This window comes from Streptomyces sp. NPDC050085 (genome assembly GCF_044460595.1).
In the GTDB taxonomy this organism is placed as follows: Bacteria; Actinomycetota; Actinomycetes; order Streptomycetales; family Streptomycetaceae; genus Streptomyces.
The window spans coordinates 100206-115224 of record NZ_JBITJZ010000004.1 but is presented as its reverse complement, the minus strand read 5'-3'; the positions used below and the strand labels follow the sequence as shown (position 1 = coordinate 115224).

Here is a 15019-nt window from a genome sequence, read left to right as displayed (position 1 = left end):
CGCATGTCACGGAAGATACTCGTCGTCGGAGCCGGCCAGTCCGGCCTCCAGCTCGCCCTGGGCCTGCAGTCCCACGGCTACGAGGTCACCCTGATGTCCAACCGCACCGCCGACGAGATCCGCTCGGGCCGGGTCATGTCGACGCAGTGCATGTTCGACACCGCGCTCCAGCACGAGCGCGACCTCCAGCTCGGTTTCTGGGAGTCGCAGGCCCCCAGGATCGAGGGCCTCGGAGTCTCGGTGGCCGCCCCGGGCTCGCACGACCCGGGCCCGACGCAGCGCGCCATCGACTGGGTCGGCAAGCTCGACGGCTACGCCCAGTCCGTCGACCAGCGCGTGAAGATGGCCGGCTGGATGGAGACGTTCGCACAGCGCGGCGGCCAACTCGTCATCCACGGCGCGGCGGTGGGCGACCTCGACTACTTCTCCCGTACGTACGACCTGATCCTGGTGTCGGCGGGCAAGGGCGAACTGGTCTCGATGTTCGGCCGTGACGCCGACCGCTCCCCGTACACCGAGCCGCAGCGCGCCCTCGCCGTCGCCTACGTCCACGGCCTCGGCCCGCGCCCCGAGCACCCCGACTTCGACGCGGTCCGCTGCAACCTGGTCCCCGGCGTCGGCGAGCTCTTCGTCATGCCGACCCTCACCACGACCGGCCGTGCGGACATCCTGTTCTGGGAGGGCATCCCCGGCGGCCCGCTGGACGCGTTCAAGGGAGTCAAGGACCCCTCCGAGCACCTGGCGCTGACCCTGGAGCTGATGGAGAAGTTCACGCCCTGGGAGTACGCCCGCGCCACGAAGGTCGAACTCACGGACGCCAACGGCACGTTGGCCGGCCGCTACGCCCCCACCGTCCGCAACCCCATCGGCCGGCTCCCCGGCGGCGGCGCGGTCCTCGGCGTCGCCGACGTGGTCGTCGCCAACGACCCGATCACGGGCCAGGGCTCCAACTCGGCGTCCAAGTGCGCGGCGGCCTACCTGTCTTCGATCCTCGACCAGGGCGACAAGCCGTTCGACGAGGAGTGGATGCAGGCCACGTTCGACCGGTACTGGGACACGGCCCAGCACGTCACGAAGTGGACCAACACGATGCTGCAGGCTCCGCCGGAGCACGTCCTGAACCTGATCGGCGCGGCAGGCCAACTCCAGCCGGCGGCCGACCGCTTCGCCAACGGCTTCAACGACCCGTCGGACTTCGAGAACTTCTTCTACGACCCGGAGAAGACCGCGGAGTACCTGGGTTCGCTTGTTTGAAGCCCCTTGGGGGTCCCCCGGACGGAGTCTGGGGGAGATTGAGCAGCGGGGTCCGGGGCAGAGCCGCGAGATCTGCACCAGGACCCCGCTTACGGCTTCGGCGCCCCGGCGAGCCCGTACCCCGCGTCATCACCGGACATGGCCCCCTGCGGCAACACCGGTGCCCGATACCCCGACATGGCCCGAGCCGCCGGGTCGGGCCGCACAGCCCCGAGCAACGGATTCGCCGCAATAGGAGAAACCTTCACCCGCGCCCCCGGCCGCGGCGCCTGCACCACCATCCCGTCCCCGAGATACATCGCCACATGCGTCGCCTTGGGGAAGTACACGACGAGATCCCCGGGCCGCAGCTCCGACAGGGGCACGCGCGGCAGCGTCGCCCACTGCTCCTGCGACGTCCGCGGAATCTCCTGCCCGGCGTGCGCCCACGCCTGCGACGTGAGCCCGGAACAGTCGAAGGCCCGTGGCCCCTCCGCACCCCACAGGTACGGCTTCCCGATCTGCCGCACCGCGTACGCGAGCGCCGCGTCCCCCTCCTTCGACGGCGAGCGCCCCACCGAACTGAGCGCACCCGACGCCATGAACGACCGCTGCGCGGCCGCCGTCCCGGAGTCCTCGAGCCGTGCCAGCTGGGCGAGTTGGTCGGCGGTGAGCGAGGCGAGCAGCTCCTCGACGTCCTTGAGCCGCTTCTGTACGGCGTCCCGCTCCTTCTTCTGCTTCGCCGCCAACTGCAGTTGCTGGTCCAGCGCGCCCCGCGCCTTCGTCGACAGTTCGTCGGCCTTCTTCTCGTTGCCCACGAGCCGGTCGACGGTGGCCTCCTGCTCCGCGGCGGCCCGCCGGATCACATGCCCCTGGTCGAGCGCGTGCTGCGGATCACGGGCGAGCAGCAGACGCACGTAGGGGGAGATCTCGCTCCTGCCCTGGTACTGGTCGCGCGCGAGGCGGCCGGCCGCGACCCGGCTGCTGTACAGCGAGCCGCGCGCCGTGGCCAGCTTCTTGGCCAGGGACTCGGCCTCCTTGCGGCGCTCCTTGAGCGTCTCCGCGGTCGCGTTGTACGTCTCGGTGGCCTCCTCGGCCTCCCGGTACAGCGTCGAGAGGTCCGTCAGCAACTCGGCGACCGACTTCTCCCCGGCGGGCCCCGGCACCGCGCCCGCGGGACCCGGCGTCAGCAACGCCCCGGCGACGGCCGCCGTGCACACCCACCGCACCAGCCTGCCTGACACGTCATCACCTCCGGTGCGGGGCAGCCTTCGTACCCCGCACCGTGAACATCAACAGACAGCCACCTGGTCCACCCGGCGGGCTGCTCGCTTCGGCCCAACTCCGCCACTCGTGCGGTGGGCCCGCGGCGAGCCGCCTTTACCCCTGGGGCTTGCTCCGCTTCGACCAGGGCCACTTCACGGTGCGCTCCGGCTTCCCGTCGGGCGCGAACACGTACCGCCACCGCGTGAACTGCACCGCCCTGGTGCCGGGCACGGATTCGCGTACGTACACGAGAACGGTGTCCGGCCCGCCCTCCGCGTCCGGCACGGGCACCGAGTACACCTTGGGCGGCTTGCCGGTGGTCGTCGCCATCACCGGCAGGGCCCGCCCGTCGAGGGGGCCGCCGACAAAGGGGATGTCTTCGCTCTTCACGTGACCAGTGTCGGTCAGGCCGGGACGCACGGCAGCGCGAGGGGCAGCTGGTCCCCGGCTCTCACAGCAGGTGCGCGGCGTCGCTGACCACCGGCAGCACCCGGCGCGCGAGCCCGCCCACCGGCCCGTCCGGGGTCTCCAGGGCGAGTGCGTCCCGCACCACCTGTGCCGTCTGCTCGTCGCGGCCCGCCGTCGCCGTGAGCACCGCCATGAACTGCTCGACGAGCCCGTCCCGCAGCTCGTCCAGCGGCGGCTGCTTGTCCTCGTCCAGCCAGATCAGCGAGGCCGCCTCGACCGCGGTGATCCACATCCGGACCGTCATGCGCAGCCGCGGTCCCGGCACGGGGGCCGACAGATGGCTGAGGATGTGGTCGGCGGCGGCCCGGCGCACCCCGTCCACGATCGCCGTCGTCCGGGAGGTCTCCACCACGCTGCCGCCCTGGAGCAGTGCCGCGAACCCCATGTCGTGCTCGTCGACGAAGCCCAGGTACCGGTCGAGTGCCCGCGTCAGCCGCGACGACAGGGACCCCTCGGGCGGCTCGGCGAAGCACTGCTCCAGCTCGTCGGCGGCCGACCGGAGCGCGGCCTCGTACAACTGCTGCTTGCCGCCCGGGAAGTAGCGGTACACGAGCGGCCGCGAGACGCCCGCGGCCTCGGCCACGTCGTCGAGCGAGACCTCCTCGGGCGCCCGGTGCGCGAACAACGACAACGCCGCCTCGAGCAGCTGAGCACGCCGCTCCTCGACGCTGAGCCTTCTGTAGGCGGGCGTGCCGGTTGCCGAGGTCATGCGGTGAAGGGTAACCGGCTCCGGAGGAGCGCCGTAGGGGTGCGGACCGTCGCCGGGCCCGGCCTTCGCCGTGGCCGGCCGCGCACGGCCCAGGGGCGCGGGGAACTGCGCGACCGGCCACGACGCACCCGCGGTCGCCGACGAAGGGGCACGTCCTACGGTGCGTCCGCGTGCGGACCGGCGTTCACGCCAACAACCCCGACGACTTCCACAACTGCCGCGCCACACCCCGCAGCACCCCGATGTCGTCCAGGAAGTCCGTGAGCCGCTTGGCCCCCGTCTGCATGATCTCCCTGCGGTGGCCGGAGGCCTTGACCTGGGCCACGGCCTCCTTCTTGTCGAGGCCGACGTTCGTGTAGACCTCGGGGTTGATGAACGCGTCCGAGAAGATGCGCGCGAACTCGCCCGACGTGAGGCGCGTGAACTCCTGCGACCAGCGCGGCGCCGTCACCATCTGACGCCGCAACTCCTCACGCGCGTAACGGACATGACGCGCCTCCTCGACGACGTGGATCCGCGTCACGCCGCGGACGAGGGTCTGGACCCGCTCGTCCGGGAACGTCAGGCGCTGCATCCAGTCGAGGATCTCCTCGCCGAGCAGCGTCGCCGTGAACGAACCCGGCGTCGTCGAGATCGTCTTGAAGAGCCGGCCGAGGTTGTGGTGGACGCGCGCCACCGGATAGTGCGGGGTGTCACCGCGCGTGATGAGCCGCGCGAACATCTTGGAGTGCCGGCACTCGTCCTCGATCTCCGTGAGGGCGTACCGGACGTGGGCGCTCGTGGCCGCCTTGTCGTAGACGTGCCGCACCAGGAGCTGCATCAGGATCAGCTCGAACCAGATGCCGAGCGAGGCGAGCGCCGCCGCCTCGTGCTGGGACAGGGCGATCCGCTGCTCCTCGCTCATCTTCTTCCACAGCGGGGTGTCGTACAGCGACACCAGCTCCGGCGGCCAGAACCACTTGCCCTCCTCGAAGGGCGCGTCCCAGTCCAGCTCCTTGTCCGGGTCGAAGGAGTGCTTGGCGGAAGAGTCGAGCAGCCGCTCGGCCACCTGCTCCCGGTCCTTGAGCAGACCGAGCGCGTCCCGCAGCCCTTCCAGCGCGTCGGCTTCCGTCATGGTCGTCATCGCTGACTCCCCATCCCTGTCGAAGAGTTGATTGTGAAGTTACCCGCGGTCACATCTGTGCTCCCCTCTTATGAGACTGCTTGTCAGCAAGGGCGTCAATCCCTTGCGCACGACTTGTTGACCCCGCGTCTAGCAGCGTGTGAGCCTGCCGGTATGGCGACGCATGAGCTGTACACCAAGGCCCCGAAAGAGCCCAACTGGCAGGTACCGTCGGCCAGTTCGGCTCGCTTCAGCTGGGAATACGACGACGGACGCGACCGCCTCCTGGCCCTGTATCAGAAGGGCAAGGACAAGCAGTGGGACGGCGCCAAGCGCATCGACTGGGACCTCGAGGTCGATCCGTACGACCCGCTCGGCACCCCCGACGAGGCCATGTCCCTGTACGGCACCCCCCACTGGGCGAAGATGACCGACAAGGACAAGGGCGACCTGCGCAGGCACTACGCCTCCTGGCAGTTCAGCCAGTTCCTGCACGGCGAGCAGGGCGCGATGGTGTGCGCGGCGCGCATCGTGGAGTCGGTCCCCGACCTCGACGCCAAGTTCTACTCCGCCACCCAGACCATGGACGAGGCCCGGCACGCGGAGATCTACGGCCGCTTCCTGCACGAGAAGATCGGGATGCTCTATCCCATCAACGACAACCTGCAGGCCCTGCTCGGCGACACCCTCAGCGACTCCCGCTGGGACATGCCCTACCTCGGCATGCAGGTCCTCATCGAGGGCCTCGCGCTCGCCGCGTTCGGCATGATCCGCGACACCACCGACAAGCCGCTGCCCAAGCAGATCCTCGCCTACGTCATGCAGGACGAGGCCCGTCACGTCGCCTTCGGGCGGATGGCCCTGCGCGACTACTACAAGCAGCTCACGGACGCCGAGCTGCGTGAGCGCGAGGAATTCGTCATCGAGGGCTGCTACTTGATGCGCGACCGGCTGCGCGGCGTGGAGGTGCTCGAGGACTTCGGCATCCCGAAGGCGCAGGCCGACGAGTACACCGAGCAGTCCGAATTCCTGGCGCTCTTCCGGCAGTTGCTGTTCAGCCGCATCGTGCCGTGCGTCAAGGACATCGGCCTGTGGGGCAAGCGGCTCCAGCAGGCCTACGTCGACATGGGCGTCTTCGAGATGGGCAACTCCAACCTCGACCAGCTGATGGCGCAGGACGAGGAGATCGCCGAGAAACTGGACGCGGAGCGGTTCGCGGCCGAGGAGCTGGAGCGGGTCGAGGAGGTGGACGCCGCGATTCGCGCGGGCGACGCCATGGAGTAGCGTTTCCGGACGTGTCCACGCCACCGCAGCCCCCGCCCCAGCAGCCGAACCCGTACGGCCAGCAGCCGCCGGCCCAGCCCTACGGGCAGCCGCAGCAGCCGTACGGGCAGCAGCCCTACGGCTACCCGGGGTTCCCGCAGCAGCCCGGTCAGCCCTACCCCGCACCGTGGGGTGCCCCGCCGCCCAAGAAGCGGCGGGTCGGGCTGATCATCGGGATCGTCGCCGGTGCCGTGGCGCTCGGCATCGTCGCGCTCATCGGGCTCGGCGCGCTGGCCTGGTTCGGCAACGAGGCGACGTTCCCCGACGCCAAGTACAAGCTGACGCTGAAGAAGACGGTGCTCGACGGCCGGTTCGAGCTGGCCGACGACCTGTCCGACAGTCAGGGCGCGGCTCTGGAGGACCAAGCGGACGGGTCCTGGGACGCCAAGGACCTCAAGGCCGCCATCGGGCAGTACGCGCTGAACGGCGACCAGGACAAGGGTGTGCTGATCGTCTCCGGCATGTACGGCCGCTTCAAGAACACCGACGCGGCACGCGACGGCATGATGAAGGGAGCGGCCAAGGGCGACAACGCCAAGGTCGCGGTACCGCCGAGGGACTTCCACCCGTCGGGCACCGACGTCACGATCACCTGCGAGGTCCTCACACAGGACAACGCCGGGACCTCCGTCACGATCCCGATGTGTGGGTGGGCCGACGACAACACGGGTGCCGCCGTCGGGGCGATCACCCCCGAGATCGCCGTCCAGGACCCGCAGAAGGTGGACCTGGAGATGACCGCCAAGATGACCGCCCAGATCCGTGCGGAGCTCAGGCAGCCCCTGCACTGAACTGCGCCCGGAACGTGAAGGCGTAGGGAGTCGGACCGTTCTCGCGCAGGTGCGTGAGGCGGTCCTCGGCCTCCTTGACGGTGGGCCGGTGCCCGGCCGGCACCCACCACAGCACCGTCACCGGCTCGGTCAGCCGCTCGAAGAACTCCCGCCGCCTGGCGAGGAGTTCACGGTGCGTGCCCTGGTACATGAACGCCTTCAGTGCGTCGGCGTCCCGCCACACCGACATGTTCAGGAGCATCGACGCGTCGTCGTAGATCCGGAAGTCCGTCGCGTCCCCTGAGTCGTCCTGCAGTCGCCACACGAAGCCGTCGGCGGCGTCCGCGACGGCGTTCACCGGCTCCAGGTTGGTGGTGAAGTCCTTCATCTCGGGGTCGTCGAGCGGGGCCTTGAGGCGGCCGATGTTCACCTGCGCGAGTTCGTACGTCGTCATGATCGGGACGCTAGGCGCGAACGGCCCGCCGCGGCAGGGCCAATCCGGTCACCGGAACGGGGACCACTTCTGCCGTTGGTGAAGTCCCGGGTTCGTCGTCAATTCCCGTTCGTGTCCGACGAGTTGAGGACCGCCTCCATGACCGCCCGCGCGATCGGCGCCGCGCTGCCGCCGCCGCTGATGTCCGCCCGGTTCGCCTCCGCGTCCTCCACCACCACGGCCACCGCCACCTGCGGCGAGGACGCGCCGTCGGCCTGCGCGTAGGAGATGAACCAGGCGTAGGGGACGCCCTCGTTGTTCACGCCGTTCTGGGCGGTGCCCGTCTTGCCGCCGACCGTGGCCCCGGAGATCGCCGCGTTGGCGCCCGTGCCCTGCGTGACGACGTCGACCATCATCTGCTGTAGCTGCGTCGCCGTGTACGGCGACATGGCCTGCTTGTACGTCTTCGTGCCGGTGGTGGTGACCGTGTCGCCGTCGGACGTGGTCGTCCGGTCGACCAGGTGCGGGGACATCAGCGTCCCGCCGTTGGCCACGGCCCCCGCGACCATCGCCATCTGCAGCGGCGTGGCCGCGGTGTCGTACTGGCCGATGGAGGAGAGCGCCAGCTGCGACTTGTTCATGTCGGTGTCGAAGTTCGACTTGGCGGCGGTCATCGGGATCCTGAGCCCGGTGTCGTTGAAGCCGAAGTTCTCCGACGTCTTCACCATGTCGCTCAGGCCGACCTGCACGCCGAGGTTGGCGAAGACGGTGTTGCAGGAGACCCGGAGCGCGTACTCCAACGTGGCGTTCTCGCACGCCGCGTTGGGGTTCTCGTTGGTCAGCTGCGTGGTCGTGCCGGGCAGCGTGTACGGGGACGGGGTGTCGGTCGGCGTGTCGACCCCGTTGACGACGTTGTTCTCGAGGGCCGCGGCGGCCGTGACGATCTTGAACGTCGAACCCGGCGGATACGTCTGCCGGATCGCCCTGTTGAGCATCGGCTGGTCCGGGTCGGCGTTCAGCCTCGCCCACGCGTCGGTGGCCGAACTGCCCGTCCCGGAGATGTCCCCGGGGTCGTAGCTCGGCGCCGACACCAGCGCGAGGATCTTCCCCGTCGACGGGTCGATCGCCGCGACCGCGCCCTTCTTGCCGCCGAGCCCGGAGTACGCGGCCTGCTGCGCGGCCGCGTTGATCGTGGTGACCGCGTTGCCGCCGGGCTCCTGCGTCCGCGAGATCTCGTCCCAGAAGGGGATCGGGGAGAGCATCGGATCGGTGCCGGACAGGATGTCGTCCTCGGCGCTCTCGACGAACGTCGTGCCGTACGTCTGCGAGGCGTACCCGGTGACGGGGGAGTAGAGCGGCCCGTTCGTGTACGTGCGCTCGTAGCGCAGCGACTGGCCGGTGTCCTTGGAACCGGTGACCGGCTTGCCCTGCACGAGGATGTTGCCGCGCGGCTGGTCGTAACGGGCAATGGTGGAGCGGCGGTTGGCCGAGTTGTCGTCGAGCGACGGTGCCTGGAAGACCTGGACGCGGGCCGCGTTGACGAGCAGCGCGACCAGCAGGACCAGGCAGAAGACCGAGGCACGGCGGATGTACTTGGTCACTTGGCCCCCTCCGGGGAGTCCTCGGGCAGCAGCGAGCCACGGGCCTGGTCACTGACCCGGACCAGGATCGCGACGATGATCCAGTTGGTGACGAGGGACGAGCCGCCCTGCGCGAGGAACGGCATCGCCATACCGGTCAGCGGGATGAGCCCCATCACGCCGCCCGCGATCACGAAGACCTGCAGCGCGACGATCGAGGCCAGGCCGATGGCGAGCAGCCGGCCGAACGGGTCGCGCAGCGCGAGCCCCGCCCGGTAACCCCGCTCCACGAGCAGCGCGTACAGCAGGAAGATCGCGGTGAGCCCGACCAGGCCCAGCTCCTCGCCCGCCGTCGCCAGGATGAAGTCCGACTTGGCGGCGAAGCCGATGAGGATCGAGTGGCCGAGCCCGAGCCCCGTGCCGAGCATGCCGCCCGCCGCGAACGCGAACAGGGACTGGGCGAGTTGGCCCGGGCCGTTGCCCGCGTCGATCGAGGCGAAGGGGTGCAGCCAGTCCTCGACGCGGCTGTGCACGTGCGGCTCGAAGGAGGCGACGACGAACGCGCCCGCCGCGGCGAGCACCAGCCCGATCGCGATCCAGCTCCCGCGCCCCGTCGCGACGTAGAGCATCACGATGAACAGCCCGAAGAACAGCAGCGACGTACCGAGGTCGGTCTCCAGGACCAGGACGCCGACGCTGATCAGCCAGATCGCGAGGATCGGCGCGAAGACGCGCATCGTCGGCAGCTGCAGCTTCCAGAGCTTCTTGCCGGTGTACGTGAGCGCGTTGCGGTTCGCCGCGAGATAGCTGGCGAAGAAGATCGCGAGCAGGATCTTGGCGAACTCACCGGGCTGGATGGAGAAGCCGCCGATCCGGATCCAGATCCGGGCGCCGTTCACGGCGGGGAAGAAGATCGGCAGGATCATCAGGATCAGGGCCGCGACGACGGACAGGTACGCGTAGCGCTGAAGGACGCGGTGGTCGCGCAGGAAGACGACGAAGGCGATGAACAGGCCCACCCCGAGCGTCGACCAGATCAGCTGGGTCGGCGCCGCCTCGTCGCTCGGCGTCTCCAGGTCGAGGCGGTAGATGAGCACCAGGCCAAGGCCGTTGAGGAGCACCGCGATCGGCAGCAGCAGCGGGTCCGCGTACGGGGCGCGGAACCGGACCGCGAAGTGGGCGAGGAGCGCGAGCACGCCGAGCCCGGCGCCGTAACCGGCGGCGCCGGGCGGGACGGAACCGTTCTTCGCGAGCCCCACGTCGCAGTAGCCGTACACGCTGAGCAGGACGGCCAGGACGATCAGGGCGAGCTCGGTGCCGCGGCGCTTCGGTACGCGGACGGCCGGCACCGCGGACGGTGCGTGCGCTCGCGCTGGGCCCGTTGATCCGGTCATATCGGGAACGTAGCAAGCAAGCTCCCGATATCAGGTCAAGTCAGCACCAGCGGGGCGCGGCGCCGATGTTGTTGATGTACTTCGCCGAACCCCAGGCCCAGGTGCCGTCGGTCAGCAGGTACCAGAGGCGGTTTCCGGCGACGTCGTCACCGCCCGTCTTGCAGAAGATCGGCACGATCGCGTTGTACGGCTCGGTGCGGATGACGCGGCTGCCGCGGGTGGGGGCGTCGCGCAGCAGGAGTCCGCCGTGGGCGACGACGCGGCCCTTGTAGACGGGCGGGTTGTTGTTCGCACCGGTCGAGGCGCCGGCACTGTCGTCGGCGAGGGCGGGGGACGCGGTGGCGGCGAGCGTCGCGAGGGCGGCGACGGCTATGCCGAGGCGGGCGGTGACGGTCCGTGCGGTCACGGGGGCCTCCTGCGGGGGAGTGTTCCGACCGGGACCTCGTGCGAGGCCCCGTCCCTTCACCTAATGCGCCACACGGGGGATGCGCACGGCGGCGGGCGCCGCCAGGGTGACCCCGCGAGGTGTACGGGGAAGGCGGCGCGGAGCGCATGCCTTCAGGGGCGGGGGGAACTGCGCGAAGCAGGACCACCGGGCCGCACCCGGCAACGAGACCGCACCCGGCAGACGGGAAGCTAGCCGGGCCAGACCGCGGGCTCCTCGTACGGCAGGGTCAGCGTCGCCACCGCCCCACCGTCCGTCGCGTTGGCGAACCGCAGCGTCCCGCCCAGAATCTCCGCCTGCCCGAGCGCGATGGTCAACCCGAGGCCATGGCCCCGCGCACCCCCTTCCGTACGGAACCGCTGCGGCCCGTGCTCCACCAGATAGTCCGGGTAGCCCTCCCCGTGGTCCCGCACGGTGATCACGGGCCCGTCGACCGTCAGGACGACGGGGCAGGACCCGTGCCCGTGCGCGTTCGCCACGAGGTTGCCGAGGACGCGCTCCAGGCGGCGCCGGTCCGTCACGACGCACACGTCCCGCGCGACGACGACCTCCGTCTGCGTGCCGGACGCGCGCACCACGCGCTCGGCCACCGGACCCAGCCAGTTGGCGTCGAGGTCCACGCGCTCGCTGCGCGCGTCGAGCCGGGAGATCTCCAGGAGGTCCTCGGTGAGCGTGCGCAGCGCGGCGACCCGGTCGCGCACCAGCTCGGTGGGGCGCCCCGGAGGCAGCAGCTCCGCCGCCGCGTGCAGTCCGGTCAGCGGCGTACGCAGTTCGTGCGCGACGTCCGCCGTGAACCGCTGCTCGGTCAGGATCCGGGCCTGCAACGACGACGCCATGCTGTCGAGGGCACCGGCCACGTCCGCGACCTCGTCCTGGTGCCGGTCCGGGTCGTTCGTCCGCCGGTCGTTGACCCGCGCGTCCAGGTCGCCCGCGCTGATCTTCCGGGCGACCCGCGCCGTCGTGTGCAGCCGCCGCGTCACCCGGGTCACCGCGAACGCGCCGACGAGCAGCGTCGCCCCGATGGCGAGCACGGACGAGCCGAGGATGGCCTGGTCGAGGCCGTCGATGGTGCGGGCGCCCTGCGAGTAGTCGATCTCCACGGCCAGCGCCCGCCCGTCTCCCGCCCCCGCCCTTCCAGCGAAGTCGCTTCGCTCCCCTTCACTTCCGCCCCCGGCGGCCGGGCCCGCCGCCCACATCGTGGGGTGCGCGTCGTGGCTGCCGACCATCGTGCCGCGCTCGCCCTTCACCGCGAGGGCCCGCAGCGAGGCGGGCAGCCCCGGCGGATCGAGCCCGGCACCCGGGCCGAGCCGCCCGCCGGCCTGGAACGCCGTGGTCGCTTCGGCCAGTCGCGTCAGCGCCCGCTCCCGCGCCTCGCGCACCGTCTGATGGGTGACCGACACGTGCACGAGCGTGCCCAGCAGCGCGGCGAGCCCGCAGCAGATCACCGTGATGAACGCGGCGGCCTTCCAGGTCAGCGACGCGGTCCAGGCGGGCAGCCGCACCCGGCGCGTCATGAGGCGCTCGGGGAGACGGAGGGCGACGCGGGCGACGGGGCCGGCGTCGGCTCCGCGGACGGCGTCTTGGCCGGGCTCGCGGACGGCGTCTCGGGCACGGGCGTCTGCGGCGGCCCGGTGCGCACGATCTCGTCGCGCGTCGGCAGCATCGCGCGCTGGTGGCTGTCGTACGACCACGAGGTCCGGTACTCGTAGCCCGAAAGGTCGGCGACGGCGCGCACCACGACGCTGCGCCCGGCCAGCTGCACGCTGACGACGGCGTCCTCGTCGTTCATGATCTGGGTCAGCCTGCCGTCCGCGTACATGTACACGCGCACCACGAGCTGGTCCTTCGGCGCCCGCACGCCGACGACCATGTCGTCCTTGCCGTTGCCCGTCAGATCCGCGTAATAGGCGTGCAGGACGGGGCAGTCGGGCCCCTTCGGTCCCGGATCGCCGCAGTCGTCGAGCCCCTTCGCGATCTCCTTGTACGTGTCCGGGTCCGCGGCCGCCTGGGCCCGGATCACCGCCACCGGACTCACCTTGTGCAGATCGCCGCCCGGCACCGGGACGCCCTTGACCACCTGCGTCTCGCCCGCCCCGTAGTCGTCGGCGGGCGCGGACGCCGGGGGCAGCGTCGGCCACAGGTGCCGCGGGCCCACCGCCGTCGGGGTCGGACCGGCACCCTGGAGCTCGCCGGTGTCGCCGCAGCCCGTGACGAGCAGGGCGGTGGCGGGTACCGCGAGGGCCGCGAGACCGAGGCGCCTGGGCGTCACTGCTCTCCTGTCGTCAGGCGTGGACGAGATCGGCGTAGAGGATGATGTTGTCGCTGCGGTGGCCGTCCACGATGGGGCCGCCGCAGGTGATGAGGCGCAGCGTGGGCCGGTCGGTCGCTGCGTACACCTTATTGGTGGGGAAGTCCTTTTTATTGACCTGCTGGATCTGGCGCACCTTGAACGTCGCGGTGCTGCCGTCCGCGCGCGGCACCTGGATCGTGTCGCCGGTGCCCACCTTCGCGATGTTCCGCAGCAGCGCCGGGCCGTTCGCCGTGTCGTAGTGCGCGACCAGCACCGCGGCGCCCTTCTCGCCGGGCGTCGGGCTGCCCGTCCACCAGCCGGCCTCCTCGGCCTTGGCGACGGGCGGGACCTGCAGCTCGCCGCCCCGGTCGAGCCCGAGCCGCAGCATGCCGGCGGAGTCGACCCCGGCGGAGGGTATGCGCAGGCCGGTCGGCACCGAGCGGTCCAGCGGGGCGGCGGCGCCCTTGGCCTGCGGTGCGGCGGGCGCCGTCGTGTTGTGCACGGAGACGTCGGGGGCCGTGTTCGTGCCGGTGCCGCCGCTCGAACCCTGCCCGCAGGCGGTGACACCGGCGGCGAGGGACGCCGTCAGCACGGCGGTCGCGGCGAGGCGAGCGGGAATCTTCACGGGGGCACTCCAGTGGGGATCGGGGGTGAGGGGGATCAGCCGTCGGCGCGGCCGCGGCGCACGGTGGAGTACACGAGCCCCGCGGCACCGGCGGCGGCCATCGCACCGCCCGCCACCAGGAAGTACGGATTGGCCGCGACGTCCTGCGGGGCCTGGGCGGCGGGCTGCTCCGGCTGGTCGGGCATCGAGCGCTGGGCGACCTGGACGGTGACGGCCGCCGGGGCGTGCGCCTGGGCGTCCGCGAACGCGGCGGTGGGGACCAGCACCGCGCCGCCGAGAGCGGCGGTGATGACGGCGCTGCGCAGAAGGGCGGGGCGCATGGTGACTCCGATCGGTCCGGTACGGGCGAGGGCCCGGGGTGCGTTTCGTTGCGAGGGCCCAGGGTGCGTTTCGTTCCATCACCGTAAAAGTCCGGCATCACGGAGATTCGGCGGCTGTGTAACAGCGGGCCCTCGCTCCGCCCCCGATGCGGTTAATGCCGCCGGTCCTGACGGTTACGGACGTCCTGCCGGGCTTGCGGGCTTCTTGCCCTGCGGCTGGCTTGCTGCTCCCATGGTCAGGGGGTGATGAGCCATGAACGGACTGCGTGTCATACCGACCTGGCGGCACGGGCAGGAGCGGCTCTACGTATGCGGGGAGGACGGCAGGAACGTCGCCTGGTACGACCGGGACGCCGGCCGCGTCAATCTGCTCACCGAGACCCAGCGCGAGGCGGTGCTCGACGCCCTCCGCCCCTTCCTGACGGGCCACGTCGCGATAGGCCCGCCGCCCGTGCCCACACCCGCCGAGCTGGCACGGCTCAGCCTCCACCCGGACGACGACCTGGCCCCCAACCGTCCGGGCGAGGCCCTGGTGATCGCCCTCGACCGGGAGCCCGCACCCCAGCGCAGGCTGCGCACCGACCCGCGGCGCCGGGCGCTGGCCGCGCAGCAACTGGTTGGCGGGGTGCTCGACGGCCTGGAGGCTGCGGGCTGGCGGACCCTGCACTCGGTGCCGCTGCCCGGCGGGGCCCGCATCCACCATCTGCTGATCGGCCCCGGCGGCCTGTTCGCGCTGCACGTGATGCCCGTACGCAAGCAGCGGGTGCGGGTGAGCGACCCGATGGTCACGGTGGGCCGGGGCGAGCCCGAGCCGTTGCTGCGCCGGGTGCGGGCCGACGCGTCGCGGGCGTCGTTCGCGCTGACGGCCGAGGTCAGGGCGGCACTCGTGCTGGTCGAGCCGTCCTCCGTCGACGTACTGGCGCCGCCACGTGACGTACGACTGCTGACGGACACGGAGGTCTCGGGGCTCGCGCGGACGGGGGGCCTGCTGAAGCCGGCGGACGTGGAGGGCCTGCACGCGATGGCCCGGGACCGGGGGACATGGGCGACCTGATGGCCCG

16 protein-coding genes are annotated in these 15019 nt (G+C 71.1%); 4 read left to right on the top strand and 12 right to left on the bottom strand.

Annotation, left to right across the window (positions count from 1 at the left end):
• Positions 1-3: 3 nt before the first annotated feature.
• Entirely contained in the window at positions 4-1254 is a 1251-nt protein-coding gene (locus ACIBUY_RS16615) for a styrene monooxygenase/indole monooxygenase family protein (RefSeq protein WP_399152911.1), read from the top strand.
• Positions 1255-1343: 89 nt separating this feature from the next.
• Here ACIBUY_RS16615 and ACIBUY_RS16610 read toward each other — a convergent pair whose 3' ends face one another.
• From ACIBUY_RS16610 to ACIBUY_RS16595, 4 genes are all read right to left on the bottom strand, one after another.
• Entirely contained in the window at positions 1344-2477 is a 1134-nt protein-coding gene (locus ACIBUY_RS16610) for an NlpC/P60 family protein (RefSeq protein WP_399152910.1), read from the bottom strand.
• 136 nt (positions 2478-2613) lie between these two features.
• Positions 2614-2889, bottom strand: a complete 276-nt coding sequence (locus ACIBUY_RS16605; protein ID WP_365563031.1) for a hypothetical protein — start codon at positions 2887-2889, stop codon at positions 2614-2616.
• Positions 2890-2950: 61 nt separating this feature from the next.
• Positions 2951-3676, bottom strand: coding sequence for a TetR/AcrR family transcriptional regulator (locus tag ACIBUY_RS16600; RefSeq protein ID WP_365563034.1), 726 nt, complete (start codon positions 3674-3676; stop codon positions 2951-2953).
• A 184-nt stretch (positions 3677-3860) separates the two neighbouring features.
• Positions 3861-4799 (bottom strand): diiron oxygenase, encoded by a 939-nt coding sequence (locus ACIBUY_RS16595; RefSeq protein WP_365563036.1) that lies wholly within the window; start codon positions 4797-4799, stop codon positions 3861-3863.
• Between the two features lie 153 nt (positions 4800-4952).
• Between ACIBUY_RS16595 and ACIBUY_RS16590 the strand changes: the two genes are divergently transcribed.
• Both ACIBUY_RS16590 and ACIBUY_RS16585 read left to right on the top strand, forming a co-directional pair.
• On the top strand, positions 4953-6062 hold the full coding sequence (locus ACIBUY_RS16590) for a ferritin-like domain-containing protein (RefSeq protein ID WP_365563038.1): 1110 nt from the start codon (positions 4953-4955) through the stop codon (positions 6060-6062).
• An 11-nt stretch (positions 6063-6073) separates the two neighbouring features.
• Positions 6074-6892 carry a hypothetical protein gene (locus ACIBUY_RS16585; RefSeq protein ID WP_365563041.1) on the top strand — a complete coding sequence of 273 codons (819 nt, stop codon included), beginning with the start codon at positions 6074-6076 and terminating at the stop codon, positions 6890-6892.
• Here the strand turns inward: ACIBUY_RS16585 and ACIBUY_RS16580 are convergent.
• The 8 genes from ACIBUY_RS16580 to ACIBUY_RS16545 form a co-directional block, all read right to left on the bottom strand.
• The gene (locus ACIBUY_RS16580) at positions 6873-7325 is read right to left on the bottom strand and encodes a DUF3291 domain-containing protein (RefSeq protein ID WP_365563044.1); all 453 of its coding nucleotides are present in this window, start codon (positions 7323-7325) and stop codon (positions 6873-6875) included. The genes ACIBUY_RS16585 and ACIBUY_RS16580 overlap by 20 nt on opposite strands.
• A gap of 98 nt (positions 7326-7423) precedes the next feature.
• On the bottom strand, positions 7424-8905 hold the full coding sequence (locus tag ACIBUY_RS16575; protein WP_399152909.1) for a peptidoglycan D,D-transpeptidase FtsI family protein: 1482 nt from the start codon (positions 8903-8905) through the stop codon (positions 7424-7426).
• Entirely contained in the window at positions 8902-10278 is a 1377-nt protein-coding gene (locus tag ACIBUY_RS16570; RefSeq protein WP_365563048.1) for an FtsW/RodA/SpoVE family cell cycle protein, read from the bottom strand. Before ACIBUY_RS16570 ends, ACIBUY_RS16575 begins: the two co-directional genes overlap by 4 nt.
• 40 nt (positions 10279-10318) lie before the next feature.
• Positions 10319-10684 carry an SH3 domain-containing protein gene (locus ACIBUY_RS16565; protein ID WP_365563050.1) on the bottom strand — a complete coding sequence of 122 codons (366 nt, stop codon included), beginning with the start codon at positions 10682-10684 and terminating at the stop codon, positions 10319-10321.
• A gap of 230 nt (positions 10685-10914) precedes the next feature.
• Positions 10915-12237, bottom strand: coding sequence for a HAMP domain-containing sensor histidine kinase (locus tag ACIBUY_RS16560; protein ID WP_365563052.1), 1323 nt, complete (start codon positions 12235-12237; stop codon positions 10915-10917).
• On the bottom strand, positions 12234-12992 hold the full coding sequence (locus ACIBUY_RS16555; RefSeq protein ID WP_365563055.1) for a hypothetical protein: 759 nt from the start codon (positions 12990-12992) through the stop codon (positions 12234-12236). Before ACIBUY_RS16555 ends, ACIBUY_RS16560 begins: the two co-directional genes overlap by 4 nt.
• A gap of 13 nt (positions 12993-13005) precedes the next feature.
• Positions 13006-13638: a class F sortase gene (locus tag ACIBUY_RS16550; RefSeq protein WP_365563057.1), complete on the bottom strand. Its 633-nt coding sequence runs from the start codon at positions 13636-13638 to the stop codon at positions 13006-13008.
• Between the two features lie 35 nt (positions 13639-13673).
• Positions 13674-13958: a hypothetical protein gene (locus ACIBUY_RS16545; protein WP_365563060.1), complete on the bottom strand. Its 285-nt coding sequence runs from the start codon at positions 13956-13958 to the stop codon at positions 13674-13676.
• Between the two features lie 253 nt (positions 13959-14211).
• Here ACIBUY_RS16545 and ACIBUY_RS16540 point away from each other — a divergent pair, with 253 nt between their 5' ends.
• Complete coding sequence (locus ACIBUY_RS16540; RefSeq protein WP_365563063.1) at positions 14212-15012, top strand: NERD domain-containing protein; 801 nt, start codon at positions 14212-14214, stop codon at positions 15010-15012.
• Positions 15013-15019: the final 7 nt, after the last annotated feature.

Excerpts from the sequence above, each read along its gene's own strand:
- ACIBUY_RS16615 (WP_399152911.1), top strand. The coding sequence starts at position 4 with ATGTCACGGAAGATACTCGTCGTCGGAGCCGGCCAGTCCGGCCTCCAG.
- ACIBUY_RS16600 (WP_365563034.1), bottom strand. The coding sequence starts at position 3,676 with ATGACCTCGGCAACCGGCACGCCCGCCTACAGAAGGCTCAGCGTCGAG.
- ACIBUY_RS16595 (WP_365563036.1), bottom strand. The coding sequence starts at position 4,799 with ATGACGACCATGACGGAAGCCGACGCGCTGGAAGGGCTGCGGGACGCG.
- ACIBUY_RS16590 (WP_365563038.1), top strand. The coding sequence starts at position 4,953 with ATGGCGACGCATGAGCTGTACACCAAGGCCCCGAAAGAGCCCAACTGG.
- ACIBUY_RS16580 (WP_365563044.1), bottom strand. The coding sequence starts at position 7,325 with ATGACGACGTACGAACTCGCGCAGGTGAACATCGGCCGCCTCAAGGCC.
- ACIBUY_RS16570 (WP_365563048.1), bottom strand. The coding sequence starts at position 10,278 with ATGACCGGATCAACGGGCCCAGCGCGAGCGCACGCACCGTCCGCGGTG.
- ACIBUY_RS16560 (WP_365563052.1), bottom strand. The coding sequence starts at position 12,237 with ATGACGCGCCGGGTGCGGCTGCCCGCCTGGACCGCGTCGCTGACCTGG.
- ACIBUY_RS16545 (WP_365563060.1), bottom strand. The coding sequence starts at position 13,958 with ATGCGCCCCGCCCTTCTGCGCAGCGCCGTCATCACCGCCGCTCTCGGC.
- ACIBUY_RS16540 (WP_365563063.1), top strand. The coding sequence starts at position 14,212 with ATGAACGGACTGCGTGTCATACCGACCTGGCGGCACGGGCAGGAGCGG.